We start from the raw sequence: 12,872 nt of genomic DNA, 5'->3' as shown, positions 1-12,872 counted from the left end.
AGGTGTAAACTATTTTAGGATGGATTTTGTGAAAGTGTCTAGACTTTCAGTAGAATTATCTCTGATATGTCTAGTTTCTCAGTTTAAAGAATAAAAAAGTGTCTACTCAAATCAGTAAAAGTCAAACTTATTCGTTTAACATATGGACACCTTGCATTCAACATATGTCAAACGCAAGTTACACATATGGCTACTTTGCGTTTGACATATGGCAAACGAATACTTGTTCGTTGTTTCGGAAATAGTTCTCCGTATTGATCTGAATACTTTATAAAGAGGAAAGAATTAATAGCCTTATATAAATAATTATATTAATCCAACACCCAGAAATTACAACAGAAAACATTGTCTTTGACAGAGCAGGATATGTTCCTTTTAACTAAAAAGGATGAATTGTCTGTAACAAAACAGGAAGTATTGTCTTTGATGAATCAGGCAAATAATAAAATCAAAAAGAGGGAAAACCTTTTAACGGCTTTCCCTCTTTTCCTTTTCATTCAAAAAGTTACTTATTGAACTTTGCTTTCAAAACGCGAAGCATATCTTGCGTCATCATATCCAGGTCGTATGTCGGCGCCCAATCCCACTCGTTGCGGGCACAGGTATCGTCCAGCGAATTTGGCCATGACTCGGCAATGCTCTGACGCAACGGATCAACCTTATATTCCATCGTAAATTCAGGAATATATTTGCGGATGCTTGCAGCAATTGTTTCAGGATCGAAACTCATCGCAGCAATGTTGAACGAATTACGGTGCACAAGACGTGAAGGATCGGCCTCCATGATATCAATTGCAGCGCGTAAACCGTCCGGCATATACATCATATCCATATAGGTACCGGCAGCGATGGGACAAACAAAATGACCAGTCTTCACTGCTTCATAATAAATGTCTACTGCATAATCGGTTGTACCACCACCCGGAGGTGTTACATTGGATATCAGACCCGGAAAGCGAACCGAACGTGTATCTACTCCGAAGCGGATAAAATAATAATCGCTGAGCAATTCGCCGGACACCTTCGTAACACCATACATGGTGCGTGGATTACGGATTGTGTCCTGAGGCGTTTTGTCTTTAGGAGTGTTGTTCCCGAATACACCGATCGAACTGGGGGTGAATACCGCACAATTCATTTCTCTCGCCACTTCAAGAACATTAAAAAGACCTCCCATTCCGATCTTCCATGCCAGCTGGGGTTTTGCTTCCGCTACAGCCGACAAGAGAGCCGCCAGGTTATAAATCGTATCGATCTCGTACTTTGATACTGTTTCGGCGATTTGTTGTTCGTTCGTAATATCCACAATAGCAGAAGGACCTGATTCGAGTAAGTCGCCTTTCGGTTCCTGACCCGGAATATAGCCTGCTACGATATTACCGTTGTAACGTTTTCTTAGTTCCATTGTCAATTCCGAACCGATCTGACCGGTAGAACCAATAATTAATACATTTTTCATTCCGTTTAGATGTGCTTTTAGTTTTTCCGGTGCAAATGTATGTAGAATAAAATAGTCTGGATAATTTTTGGATAATTTTTTACCCTAAATTGAGAAATTATTATGAACTTTGTCACTCCTAAAACACAATGTTGATAAAGACAAATTGTTTTAACTAACAAAACACAAAATCATGTACGGAAAAATGAAAGATTTCTTGGCAAATGAGCTGGCAGAAATTAAAGCTGCAGGATTGTACAAGAACGAGAGAATTATCACAACGTCTCAGAAAGCCGACATTAAAGTGAATGCCGGTGAAGAGGTTATTAACTTTTGCGCCAACAACTACCTTGGTCTATCAGACAACCCACGACTTATTCAGGCGGCTAAAGATGCTATGGACTCACACGGGTTCGGTATGTCGTCTGTACGTTTCATTTGCGGAACACAGGATATCCACAAACAGCTGGAAGCTGCGGTATCCAAGTATTTCCAAACAGAAGACACCATTCTTTATGCGGCTTGTTTCGATGCCAACGGAGGTGTTTTCGAACCATTGTTCGGAGAAGAAGATGCTATCATTTCCGATTCACTGAACCACGCTTCTATCATTGACGGGGTTCGTCTATGCAAGGCTAAACGTTATCGTTACGCAAATGCAGACATGGCAGATCTTGAAAGAGTGCTGATCGAGGCCCAGGGTCAACGTCACCGTATTATTGTAACGGATGGCGTTTTCTCTATGGATGGCAACGTGGCTCCGATGGATAAAATCTGCGACCTGGCCGATAAGTACGATGCGCTTGTAATGGTAGACGAATGTCACTCTGCCGGAGTGGTAGGCGAAACCGGTCGCGGTGTAGCCGAAAAATACAATGTATACGGCCGTATCGACATTCACACAGGTACACTTGGTAAAGCATTTGGCGGCGCTATCGGAGGTTTCACAACCGGTAAGAAAGAGATTATCGAAATCCTGCGTCAACGCTCGCGTCCGTATCTTTTCTCCAACTCCATTCCTCCCGCAGTAGTTGGAGCCGGACTTGAAGTATTCAAGATGTTGGACGAAAGCAACGAGCTGCACACACAACTTGTTGAGAACGTAACCTATTTCCGCGAAAAAATGGTTGCTGCCGGATTTGATATCAAACCTACACAATCGGCTATTTGCGCAGTGATGTTGTATGATGCTAAATTATCGCAGGAATATGCTGCACGTATGCTGGAAGAGGGCATCTACGTTACCGGATTCTACTACCCTGTAGTTCCTAAAGATCAGGCCCGTATCCGTGTACAATTGTCGGCTTGCCACACCAAAGCACACCTGGATAAGGCTATTGCAGCCTTTGTAAAGGTAGGAAAAGAGCTGAACGTTATTAAATAATAACATTCCATTTAATTGACAAGGGGGAACCACTGTTTCCCCCTTGTTGTTTTTTTTATATACCTGATAAAACACAATCTTCTATGCACCTCAGTAACTATCATAGTCATTGCTCCTTTTGTGACGGACGAAGCATGCCCGAAGAATTTGTAAAGTTTGCCCTTGCTAAGTCGTTCAGGGCTTACGGAATCTCTTCGCACGGACCGCTGCCTTTCGAAACCTTCTGGAACATGTCGGCTTTTGATATGCCTGAATACCTCGTAGAGATTAGCCGGTTAAAAGATAAATACCAGGGACATCTCGAAATTTATACCGGGATGGAGATTGATTACCTGGATACAACCTACAACCCCTCTATCCCCTATTTCCAGAGTCTGCCGCTTGATTACCGCATCGGATCTGTACATTTCCTACCGATTGCCACAGAGCTGTGCGAAGCTAACATGGTTTGCATAGACGGCCCTTTCTCGGAATTCAAGAAGGCGGTGGATACCTATTTTGAAGGCGACATCCGGAAGATGGTGAAACGTTACTACGAATCGTCCATTCAGATGGTGGAACTCGGCGGGATTGATATTGTTGGCCACCTGGACAAAATCTATATGAACGGTCAGCGGTGCAAAGACTTTTCGTTTACCGCCCCCTGGTACAGAAACATGGTAAACGAATACCTGGAGGTTATTGCCGGTAAAGGATTGATTGTGGAGATCAACACAAAGAACCTGCTTAAGAAACAGCAGACGTTCCCCAGACAGGAATATCTTTCGCGGATGAGGGAGTTGCAAATTCCCGTAATGGTAAATTCCGATTGTCACACACCCGATCTGGTAAACGACGGGCGGCAGGAGGCATTTGACATGTTAAAGCAGGCAGGCTATAAATCTACCTGCGAACTGATTGCCGGTTCATGGCAATCGATACCTTTTTAAACCTTATGTTTGATCCTATTGTTATTTTTTAGTAGTCAGAATTAGTAAACGTCTAAAATAAGAATTAATGAAGTCGGATATCGAAATTGCCAGAGAGGTCTCATTACACAAGATTAAAGATGTAGCAGAAACGTTGGGTATTCCCCGCGAAGAGGTACATAACTATGGCAGATACATTGCCAAAATTCCACTTAATCTGATTAACGATGAAGCGATTGCCAAGCATAACCTGATCTTGGTAACCGCCATCACTCCTACCAAAGCCGGTGTTGGAAAGACAACTGTATCGATCGGTCTTACGTTAGGATTAAATAAAATCGGAAAAAAAGCAGTAGTAGCACTGCGCGAACCGTCTTTAGGTCCCTGCTTCGGTATGAAGGGGGGAGCCGCCGGAGGTGGTTATGCCCAGGTATTGCCCATGGAAAACATCAACCTGCATTTTACAGGAGATTTTCATGCCATAACTTCGGCGCACAACATGATAACAGCACTGCTGGATAATTATCTGTACCAAAACCGTCATTCGTGCGATGGATTGAAAGAGATAAAATGGAAACGTGTGCTTGATGTAAACGATCGTAGTTTACGTAACATTGTTTCCGGATTGGGAGGTTCGGCCAACGGTATTCCAACCGAGACCGGATTCGACATTACTCCGGCTTCCGAGATTATGGCTATTTTATGTCTGGCAACCGATTTGGAAGACCTGAAACGCCGTATCGGAGACATTCTGTTGGGATATACCTACGACGACAAGCCTTTTACGGTGAACGATCTGGGTGTTGCCGGAGCCATTACAGTACTGCTTAAGGAGGCTATTCTGCCGAACCTTGTGCAGACTACAGAAAATACTCCTGCGTTTGTTCATGGAGGTCCGTTTGCCAACATCGCCCATGGATGTAACTCGGTGCTTGCCACAAAGATGGCGCTTACTTACGGAGATTATGTTATAACCGAAGCCGGATTCGGCGCCGACTTAGGAGCAGAGAAGTTCTTCAACATCAAATGCCGCAAAGCGGGACTATCTCCCAAGCTGACGGTTATTGTTGCTACAGCTCAGGGATTGAAGATGCACGGTGGTGTTCCGGAAACCAAAATCAAAGAGGCTAATATCGAGGGACTGGAAAAGGGATTTGCCAATCTTGACAAACATATCCAGAACCTGAAGAGCTTCGGTCAGGAGGTCGTAGTGGCATTCAATAAATATGCTACCGATACGGATGAAGAGATTGCTTTGCTTGCAGCACACTGCAAAGAGATGGGTGTTGGCTTTGCCGTTAACAATGCCTTTTCCGAAGGTGGCGAAGGAGCTACAGACCTTGCCCGTCTGGTAGTAGATACAATCGAGCAGCAACCATCGGGTCCGCTTTTGTATACTTACAAAGACTCCGATTCTATCCGCACTAAGATTGAAAAGGTTTGTAGAACCATCTACGGAGCTAAATCGGTTGTTTACACCACCTCGGCCGAAAAGAAAATCAAACAGATCGAAGGCACAAGCGCTGCAGAGTTTCCTGTGTGTATCGCTAAAACCCAATATTCGTTCTCGTCGGATCCCAAAGCTTATGGTGTAGCCGAAAACTTCGAAATGAAGGTACGCGACATTGTTATCAACAACGGAGCCGGAATGATTGTGGCAATCATGGGAGATATTATGCGTATGCCGGGATTACCCAAAGAGCCTCAGGCAAAGAATATTAATATTATAAATGGTGTGGTGGAAGGACTGAGCTAATAAGCTCCATCCGGTTGATCATGATACATCCAACCCAATCAAACGGTTGGAACTAAAATAAAAAGAGGCTGAATCTCAATGGGATTCAGCCTCTTTGTTTTTGGAACCTATCAGAACATTATACTTCTGAGGTTCAAATCACGATCAGAACATTTAATTTCTGACGTTTAGAACACAATCAGAATAATTTACTTCTGAGGTTCAGAACACGATTAGAACATTTTACTTCTGATGCTTTGTAATCTTTTCAATCACCTCTCCCATCCAAGAACAAGATTTATATACGACCTTGGAGGAGTTTGCACTTGTTACTTGTTTGTCGCTTTTAGTTTATACTCGATGGATCCGGCATTTACCAGCTCGTCGTGACTTATAAAATAGCCATTCAGCTTCTTGTTTCCGGCCTTCACCTCTTGAATATAAATCTCGTCGGCATGGGTGCGATTCGTTCCGATAACCAACTCACCCGTCTTGTAATAGTCGGGGTTAAGCTTTATAGTAACTTTATCGAACAAGGGCGAGGTCAGCGTATAATTTACATCACCCGGACAAGCAGGATAGAATCCCATCATGGCAAATACAGCCCAGGCCGACATAGTGCCTGTATCATCGTTACCCGGCAAACCGTTGGGAGCATTGTGATAGTAATCGCGAAGCAGGCCGCGAACGGTCTTTTGTGTACGCCACTCTTCTCCCTTAAAATTAGAGAACAGGTAAGGATAGGCAATATCAGGTTCGTTGGCCATATCATAATACTTCTTATCGAACACCATCTGCAACTTGTCCACAAACTTCTTCTTACCTCCCATCAGTTTGGTAAGTCCGGCTATATCATGGGGTACATAGAATGTGTAGTTCCATGAATTGCCTTCATGAAAACCGGGACTAGGTTCAAAGTTAGCACCCTGCAACGGATCGAAGGGCGAATAGAAGGTACCATCAGGCAATATGGGACGTAGTGTACCATATTCTTTGCTGTAATAGTGTTTGTAACCCATGGAGCGATCGTAAAATAGTTTGGCATCCTCTTTCTTACCAAGGGATTGGGCAAACTTAGATAAGTTCCAGTCGGCTATGTAATACTCCAGGGCATGAGATACCGAATTATCGAACTTTTCACGCAATGGAACATATCCTTTGGTAAAGTAGTCGTTGGCATCCGGACGCATCAGGTTGAATTCTCCCGGAGTAGTGGCTCCCTTGCGCATGGCCTGGTAGGCTGTCTCCACATCAAAGTCGCGGATACCACGCATCCATGCATCCACAATGTAAGGAATGGAAGGATCGCCCTCCATAGTAAGTGTTTCGCGACCGAACAGCTCCCATTTGGGTAACCATCCGCTCTCTTTGTACATGTCGACCATGGTACGGATAATTTCCACCTGACGTTCGGGGAAAAGCAGTGTCATAAGCTGACTCACGTTACGATACGTATCCCACAAAGAGAATACGGTGTAACGGTTGCCGCTGGTCTTACCTGTCTTCAGACTTTCCATCATCGGGTACTCGCCATTTACATCCTGCAAAATATTGGGATGGATCAGCATGTGGTATAAAGCCGTGTAGAAGATCGTTTTTTCGTCCTTGCTACCACCTTCAACCAGCACACGCGACAAATCACTGTTCCATTGTTCGCGGGCAGCCTTGCTTACCTTATCGAAATTAAAGTCGGGTTGCTCCGTATTCATATTCAAACGTGCATTCTCGATGCTTACGAAAGATACGCCCATCTTAACCTCAATCACTTCGTTGGCTTCGTTGTCGTAGGTAAACCATACCCCTACATCGTCGCCACTCATATCCCGGTTGTACTTGGTATACAATTTATACTTGCCCGAGTAGCCATCCCATTCGGCTTCCACCCCTTTCATAGGACTTTGTTTCTTCCAGTATCCCATCTGCTTGGGAGCTTTGCTTACCTTCATTACAAAATAGACCGGAAATACAGCCTGCGGATTGTAGCAGAAGGTACCCATCAACTTACTTCCTTCAATTTCCGTATCATTTACTATACGTACCGTTGCTCCGGTCTCGTTGGTAAGTCCCTCTCCCAGATTCAGCAGGATGTTTCCTTTTCCTGCCGGAAAGGTAAAACGGCTTAAACCTGTACGCATACTGGCTGTTGCCTCGGCCTTGATTCCGTATTTAGTAAGTTTTGTACCGTAATAACCAGGCTTGGCTACCTCTTCGGTGTATGCACTTCCGTACTGCGAGTAATCTACATTCAGATCGCCTGCAGTAGGCATAAGCAACAATCCTCCCAGTTCCGGACATCCTACCCCACTCAGATTTACATGGGCAAAGCCCGTAAAATAGTTATTATCTGATGTGTAGGGTGCCGACCACCACTGACTGTCTTTGTCGAACTTATTGCTTTCAGATCCCATCACATTGAAGGGGGTGACACTCATAAGCCCTTGCGGACAAACAGCTCCCGGATTGGTTGTTCCGTAGTTGCTTGTGCCGATAAAAGGATTCACATAATCTACAGGTTGCTGGGCGGAGACGCTGATAACGCCGCTTAGCAGAAGTGCAAATACTTGTTTCTTCATTTGTTTATCATTTGTTTATTACCAAATTTCAATCTCATCTTGATTACCAAATCACGATTTCATCCGCAAAGATAAATCCATTATTTACTTCGGATGCCTGCAAACGGACAAAACGTCCTTTCCAGTTGCCTTGAAATGTATATTCCTGGAAAGTAAGGTTGCTTTCTTCTTTAGGTACCACCGTCTTGATGGTCTGCTGCAGGGTAAAGTTCACACCATCTTCGGAGGTTAACAGACTAACCTCGCCCGGCTGGAACACTCCCGGACCTGTAAGCTGCATGAAACGGACAGACACTTTATGCAGGTCTGTCTTTTCTCCCATATCCACTACGCAATCCAGGTCATTCAGGTATCCCTGCCAACGACCGTCCAGATAACTAAGTCCCCCACGGTATCCGTCCAGTAAAGCATTCATACCTCCGGCCATGTAGCCTTTATAAAGCTTACTGTTATAATGGATAGGACGATTTATCCCTTTATGATAATCCACCTTTTTCTCGGAGGGAGTTCCCTGCATTACTCCGTTACGGAAGATAGCCGCCTTAATCCAGGCCGAATCTTTTACCAGGATGGTATCTTTGTATATTGCCGAAGCTGTAGTAGGCATGGATCCGTCTGTCGTGTACCGTATTTCCGCCGGATATTTCTCTGCATCGAACATCACCTTGATCTGGCGATTCAGGGTATCTACAGCCATTGTTATTTCAATATCGTCCGATAGCGTAAAGGCATTCACGCCCCCCTTCTTCAACAGATTTACGTGACTGTTCATTCTGGGTTTAAAGTCGGCCCAGGTACGTAACTCCTGCGGTGTCCAGGCCACTTCGGCCAAGGCAAGCAGACGGGGAAACACCATGTATTCTACATGATCGGCATTGGGCATGTATTCTGTCCAGGTATTTGCCTGAACACCCAATATATGCTTACCCTCCGTTTCATTCAATTCTGCCGGCATCGGGTTGTAACTATACACCTGCTTTACAGGAGTAAACCCTCCGATCGCGGCCGGTTGGGTTTTAGGATCCGCCTGATAGAAATCGAAATACATATAATTACCCGGGGTCATAATCACATCGTGACCATCTTTGGCCGCCTTTATGCCACCTTCAACACCCCGCCAGGACATAACGGTTGCTTCCGGAGCCAGACCGCCTTCAATAATTTCATCCCAACCAACCAGTCTGCGTCCTTTCGAATTAAGAAACTTCTCCACACGTCTGATCATGTAGCTCTGCAGTTCATCCAGATTAGACAGACCTTCGTTCTTCATCCGTTGCTGGCATTTCGGGCACTCACCCCATGCTTTCTTGGATGCTTCATCCCCTCCGATATGGATCATTCTGGATGGGAACAATTCCATCACCTCGGTAAGCACCTGTTCCACAAATGTAAAAGTAGAATCGTTACCGATACAAAAATCACTGTTCTTATAGGGAATACCCGAACAACTCAATTCGGGATATGCCACGAACACCTCTTCGGAATGTCCCGGCATTTCAATCTCAGGAATCACTGTAATATGCTTTGAGGCAGCATACGCCACTACTTCGCGTACCTCCTTCTTTGTATAGTATCCTCCGTAAGCACCGGGCGTACCTTCCGGAACAAACTTCCGGTCGCCATCCCACCAGGTCTTCCAGTCGGCAATCGGTCTGAATGCAGCATCAGACGTCAGCTTCGGATAGGCGTCAATTTCGATACGCCATCCCGCTCCGTCCGTAAGATGCCAATGAAACGTGTTTAACTTATAAAACGCCATCCAGTCGAGCATCTTGATGATAAACTCCTTTGGAAAGAAGTTGCGTGACACATCCAGGTGGTAACCTCTGTACGGGAAACGAGGTTCATCCTTAATTGAAGCAAAAGCAATGCCATCCTTACTCATTAATTGCAAAAGAGTCTGCGCACCGTAAAACAATCCCTTGTCGGAGCCCGAAGTAATCGTAACCCCTTTGCCATCTACCTCTAACGAATAAGACTCCGTAGCTTTATCCGGATTGGTTTTATCCAGCACAAAGCGTATGGCATTTTTCTTTACATCGTGTCTGGCTATTTTTAACGTACCACCCTTTGATCCTGCAACAGCGTGCTCCATCATGTCGTGCAACAACTCAGATGAAGACAACTTATCCGGCAACACAACCACTGTTGATTTATTAACCCTGAAGAATCCATCCTTAACCTGCATCTCTGCCGGTTTGGGAATAATATGAACCTGCTGTGCTGATACAGGTACACCATCAGAAAAAGATAAAAAGCATACTGCAGCAGATAGCAGAAGCTTTTTACAGATTTGTTTTGACAATAACATCTGCGTTTAGTTTATCAATTTATAAATATATATGTACTTCGTATTTCTCAAAGTTCGGTAAAGATACAACTATCCGCTTTATATGCCTAAATCCGTTTAAATAAAACCGTGAAAGTGCTGTTTCCTATTAAATAAATAAAAACAATAAATATTTTCCTTTAGAAATTTGTTTGTATTAAAATTTTATCTATCTTTGCAATATATTTCTAATGGACATTAATAACAATGATCAATAGTTAGAAGGTAAAAACAAATAATACAGACAAAAGATGGACAGTAGATTCAGGAATTGGGGATTTGCCCGTATAGTAAGATTAGTTGGAGGCATAGGTATTGGTATATATGCTATTTATACTTCCCAGTACATCTATTTAATGCTTGCAGCTGTTTTATTGATACAGGCAGCCTACAATCTATCGTGCTGCGGCGCATCGGGTTGCGGTTCAGACTCCGGAACATACAAACAAAATACGCTTTATAAAGACCAGATTAAAAACTATAATCCAGAAAAGAAATGAAAAAAATAGCCTTATTTATGGTGCTTGGAATTATTACCCTCGCTTCGTGCAATGCTAAGGAGGCAGGTAATAAAACAGCTCAGAACGAAATTAATAAAAAAGAAAATAATTCAAATTCAAAAACAGAAAGTAAGATGAAAACAATTCATTTAACTAAAGCAGAATTTTTAACAAAGGTTGCTAACTATGAAGCAAATCCTCAGGAGTGGAAATATTTGGGAGACAGACCCGCCATCATCGATTTTTATGCCGATTGGTGCGGACCCTGTAAGTCGATTGCTCCTGTACTGGAAGAACTGGCTGCCGAATACGATGGTCAGATTTACATCTACAAGATAAACACGGAAACAGAACAAGAGCTGGCCAGTGTATTTGGTATCCGAAGCATTCCTTCGTTACTGTTCGTTCCCATGAACGAAGCCCCTCAGATGGCTCAGGGAGCTATGCCTAAATCGGCCTTTAAAGAGGCTATTGAGACTGTATTGCTTAAGAAAAAGTAAATAAAAAGACAATGGACACTTCAAAACCCATCGCACACCCGTTCTTTATTGAGAACGAGAGTCTGTACGGATTCGAACATACCGTAGAGCTGTTATCTGCCAAGATAACAGAAATAGGTTGGAAAATATCAATGACACACGATCTGCAGGAAACGTTGCGAAAGAATGGAAAGGATGTCCTGCCCGTAAAGGTTATTGAGCTCTGCAAGCCGGATTATTCCGTGCAGCTGTTGAAGGAAGACAGCGAACGGATCTATTCTTCGCTGATGCCCTGCCGCATCTCTGTATATACTACCACCGATGGGAAGACTCATATCTCCCGGATGAATTCGCAATTGCTGGCTTCACAAATCGGAGGAGTGGTAGAAAAAGTAATGGGCACCGCATTTGCTGATATAGAGAACATACTGAAAACAATGATCAGGAAGTAGGTAAATCAAAATAACTTTTACACAAATACAGCCTGCTGGATAAAAAATATTTATCTTGCAGGCTTTATTTATGTAATTAAACCAATATGAATCGGATTTGTGATTTATTCGGAATTAAATACCCTGTAATCCAGGGAGGTATGGTATGGTGTAGCGGATGGAGACTGGCATCGGCAGTAAGTAACGCAGGTGGATTAGGGTTGATCGGAGCTGGCTCCATGCATCCCGAGGTGCTTCGCGAACATATTCAAAAATGCAAGAAAGCAACCGACAATCCCTTCGGTGTCAATGTACCCCTGATGTATCCCGAAATAGAAACGATTATGAACATCCTGGTAGAAGAGGGTGTCAAGATAGTCTTCACCTCTGCCGGAAGTCCAAAGAAATGGACAGGCTTCCTTAAAAAACACGATGTAACCGTGGTGCATGTTGTATCCAGCGCTCTGTTTGCAGCAAAGTGTGAAGAGGCCGGAGTGGATGCCATCGTTGCCGAGGGATTCGAGGCCGGAGGCCATAACGGTCGGGAAGAGACTACCACCCTTTGCCTTATCCCTTCCGTCCGCAAGGCTACATCGCTTCCATTGCTTGCAGCAGGAGGCATCGGTACAGGCGAAGCCATGTATGCTGCCATGGCATTGGGAGCCGACGGTGTACAGATAGGTACCCGTTTTGCCCTTACGCATGAAAGCTCGGCAAGCAGTGCTTTCAAAGATTTCTGTCTGAAACTTAATGAGGGAGACACCCGTCTTATGCTCAAGAAGCTGGCCCCTACCCGATTGGCAAAGAATGAGTTTTTCAACGAAGTGGAAGAGGCTGAGAACCGCGGTGCCACTCCGGAAGAAATGCGCGAATTATTAGGCAGGGGACGTGCAAAGAAAGGTATATTTGAAGGCGACCTGATGGAAGGTGAGCTCGAGATAGGACAAGTTTCCGCAATCATCAACGAATGTCCTACAGTAGATTCCGTGATGCATCAACTGATCAGCTCGTTCAACGAAACAGCGGCCCGTTTATCGGATACCAGGTTCTGATTTACATTTCTCAATTAATACGGCAGGCCGACTTTCCTTTGGT

10 protein-coding genes are annotated in these 12,872 nt (G+C 44.2%); 7 read left to right on the top strand and 3 right to left on the bottom strand.

The window, feature by feature from the left end; genetic code table 11:
• Positions 1-505: 505 nt before the first annotated feature.
• Positions 506-1,459, bottom strand: coding sequence for an NAD-dependent epimerase/dehydratase family protein (locus tag AB7E53_RS11985; protein WP_446775874.1), 954 nt, complete (start codon positions 1,457-1,459; stop codon positions 506-508).
• A gap of 172 nt (positions 1,460-1,631) precedes the next feature.
• On the opposite strand from AB7E53_RS11985, the gene kbl reads away from it, so the two are divergent.
• From kbl to AB7E53_RS11970, 3 genes are all read left to right on the top strand, one after another.
• A complete protein-coding gene (gene kbl, locus AB7E53_RS11980; RefSeq protein WP_446775873.1) occupies positions 1,632-2,822 on the top strand; it encodes a glycine C-acetyltransferase in 1,191 nt (396 codons plus the stop codon).
• 83 nt (positions 2,823-2,905) lie between these two features.
• The gene (locus tag AB7E53_RS11975; protein ID WP_446775871.1) at positions 2,906-3,751 is read left to right on the top strand and encodes a histidinol-phosphatase; all 846 of its coding nucleotides are present in this window, start codon (positions 2,906-2,908) and stop codon (positions 3,749-3,751) included.
• A gap of 67 nt (positions 3,752-3,818) precedes the next feature.
• Positions 3,819-5,486: a formate--tetrahydrofolate ligase gene (locus AB7E53_RS11970; protein ID WP_446775869.1), complete on the top strand. Its 1,668-nt coding sequence runs from the start codon at positions 3,819-3,821 to the stop codon at positions 5,484-5,486.
• 308 nt (positions 5,487-5,794) lie between these two features.
• On the opposite strand, the gene AB7E53_RS11965 is transcribed toward AB7E53_RS11970, so the two are convergent.
• Positions 5,795-8,038, bottom strand: coding sequence for a GH92 family glycosyl hydrolase (locus AB7E53_RS11965; RefSeq protein WP_446775867.1), 2,244 nt, complete (start codon positions 8,036-8,038; stop codon positions 5,795-5,797).
• Positions 8,039-8,081: 43 nt separating this feature from the next.
• A complete protein-coding gene (locus tag AB7E53_RS11960) occupies positions 8,082-10,349 on the bottom strand; it encodes a beta-N-acetylhexosaminidase (protein ID WP_446775865.1) in 2,268 nt (755 codons plus the stop codon).
• 269 nt (positions 10,350-10,618) lie between these two features.
• On the opposite strand from AB7E53_RS11960, the gene AB7E53_RS11955 reads away from it, so the two are divergent.
• The 4 genes from AB7E53_RS11955 (at position 10,619) to AB7E53_RS11940 (ending at position 12,829) form a co-directional block, all read left to right on the top strand.
• Positions 10,619-10,867: a hypothetical protein gene (locus AB7E53_RS11955; RefSeq protein WP_068186080.1), complete on the top strand. Its 249-nt coding sequence runs from the start codon at positions 10,619-10,621 to the stop codon at positions 10,865-10,867.
• On the top strand, positions 10,864-11,367 hold the full coding sequence (gene trxA / locus AB7E53_RS11950) for a thioredoxin (RefSeq protein ID WP_079683162.1): 504 nt from the start codon (positions 10,864-10,866) through the stop codon (positions 11,365-11,367). Before AB7E53_RS11955 ends, trxA begins: the two co-directional genes overlap by 4 nt.
• An 11-nt stretch (positions 11,368-11,378) precedes the next feature.
• On the top strand, positions 11,379-11,798 hold the full coding sequence (locus AB7E53_RS11945) for a DUF302 domain-containing protein (protein WP_068186076.1): 420 nt from the start codon (positions 11,379-11,381) through the stop codon (positions 11,796-11,798).
• An 86-nt stretch (positions 11,799-11,884) separates the two neighbouring features.
• Positions 11,885-12,829, top strand: a complete 945-nt coding sequence (locus AB7E53_RS11940) for an NAD(P)H-dependent flavin oxidoreductase (RefSeq protein ID WP_079683163.1) — start codon at positions 11,885-11,887, stop codon at positions 12,827-12,829.
• Positions 12,830-12,872 lie beyond the last annotated feature (43 nt).

Origin of the sequence: Macellibacteroides sp. (assembly GCF_050251695.1) — a bacterium.
Classification (GTDB): domain Bacteria; phylum Bacteroidota; class Bacteroidia; order Bacteroidales; family Tannerellaceae; genus Macellibacteroides; species Macellibacteroides fermentans.
This window is presented reverse-complemented; position numbering and strand designations above follow the sequence as displayed.

Bases quoted from the DNA above. Each gene is read 5' to 3' on its own strand.
- kbl (WP_446775873.1), top strand. From the start codon at position 1,632: ATGTACGGAAAAATGAAAGATTTCTTGGCAAATGAGCTGGCAGAAATT.
- AB7E53_RS11970 (WP_446775869.1), top strand. From the start codon at position 3,819: ATGAAGTCGGATATCGAAATTGCCAGAGAGGTCTCATTACACAAGATT.
- AB7E53_RS11940 (WP_079683163.1), top strand. From the start codon at position 11,885: ATGAATCGGATTTGTGATTTATTCGGAATTAAATACCCTGTAATCCAG.
- AB7E53_RS11960 (WP_446775865.1), bottom strand. From the start codon at position 10,349: ATGTTATTGTCAAAACAAATCTGTAAAAAGCTTCTGCTATCTGCTGCA.
- AB7E53_RS11975 (WP_446775871.1), top strand. From the start codon at position 2,906: ATGCACCTCAGTAACTATCATAGTCATTGCTCCTTTTGTGACGGACGA.
- AB7E53_RS11945 (WP_068186076.1), top strand. From the start codon at position 11,379: ATGGACACTTCAAAACCCATCGCACACCCGTTCTTTATTGAGAACGAG.
- AB7E53_RS11955 (WP_068186080.1), top strand. From the start codon at position 10,619: ATGGACAGTAGATTCAGGAATTGGGGATTTGCCCGTATAGTAAGATTA.
- AB7E53_RS11985 (WP_446775874.1), bottom strand. From the start codon at position 1,459: ATGAAAAATGTATTAATTATTGGTTCTACCGGTCAGATCGGTTCGGAA.
- AB7E53_RS11965 (WP_446775867.1), bottom strand. From the start codon at position 8,038: ATGAAGAAACAAGTATTTGCACTTCTGCTAAGCGGCGTTATCAGCGTC.
- trxA (WP_079683162.1), top strand. From the start codon at position 10,864: ATGAAAAAAATAGCCTTATTTATGGTGCTTGGAATTATTACCCTCGCT.